The sequence below is a fragment of the Bacillus sp. B2-WWTP-C-10-Post-4 genome (assembly GCF_009183805.1).
Taxonomy (GTDB): domain Bacteria; phylum Bacillota; class Bacilli; order Bacillales; family Bacillaceae_G; genus Bacillus_A; species Bacillus_A cereus.
The window spans coordinates 1-421 of sequence record NZ_WEII01000284.1 but is presented as its reverse complement, the minus strand read 5'-3'; the positions used below and the strand labels follow the sequence as shown (position 1 = coordinate 421).

Here is a 421-nt window from a genome sequence, read left to right as displayed (position 1 = left end):
ATTAGGCACGCCGCCAGCGTTCATCCTGAGCCAGGATCAAACTCTCCAATAAAGTTAGTTTGTCTAGCATCTAAAATAAAAATTGACGTTTCACGTTGTTTGTTTCGTTCAGTTTTCAAAGAACTAATGGTGGAGCCTAGCGGGATCGAACCGCTGACCTCCTGCGTGCAAGGCAGGCGCTCTCCCAGCTGAGCTAAGGCCCCAAACAAGTATCGGGAAGACAGGATTTGAACCTGCGACCCCCTGGTCCCAAACCAGGTGCTCTACCAAGCTGAGCCACTTCCCGAAAGAAAACGCGCCCGAGAGGAGTCGAACCCCTAACCTCTTGATCCGTAGTCAAACGCTCTATCCAATTGAGCTACGGGCGCATATGGTGCCGAGGGCGGGGGTCGAACCCGCACGGTGGTCACCCACCGCAGGA

General features: G+C 53.9%; 3 tRNA genes. All 3 read right to left on the bottom strand.

Annotation, left to right across the window (positions count from 1 at the left end):
* Positions 1–127: 127 nt before the first annotated feature.
* Positions 128–203 (bottom strand) — tRNA-Ala (locus GBN78_RS29965).
* 9 nt (positions 204–212) lie between these two features.
* A tRNA-Pro gene (locus GBN78_RS29960) sits at positions 213–286 on the bottom strand.
* Between the two features lie 8 nt (positions 287–294).
* Positions 295–368 (bottom strand) — tRNA-Arg (locus tag GBN78_RS29955).
* Positions 369–421 lie beyond the last annotated feature (53 nt).